1 protein-coding gene is annotated in these 278 nt (G+C 52.2%); it reads right to left on the bottom strand.

Annotated elements, in window-relative coordinates; genetic code table 11:
• Positions 1-278, bottom strand: a 278-nt coding sequence (locus AC1RPV_RS07815; RefSeq protein WP_481764205.1) for a type IV secretion system protein, incomplete at both ends; no start/stop codon positions are given.

Genomic DNA, 278 nt, shown 5'->3' with positions numbered 1-278 from the left:
CGACGATCACTGCAAGGACAAGGATCTTCACGCCAGAAGCGACGATATTGCCGAGCACCTTTTCCGCGAGGAAGGAGGTCTTGTTGAACAGCGCGAAGGGAATGAGGATGAACCCGGCTAACGTCGTCAGCTTGAATCCGATCAGCGTGATGAAGATCTGGACGGCGAGAATGAAGAAGGCGACCAGAACAATGACCCACGCCACCATCAGGACGAATATCTGAACGAAGTTCTGGAAGAAGTAGACATAACCCATCAGTTCGCCAGCAGCCTTTAGA

The organism is Dellaglioa sp. CoH-55-MRSF-9 (assembly GCF_056782155.1).
Note: the sequence above shows the minus strand (reverse complement) of the source record. Positions and strands in the feature narration are given on the sequence as shown.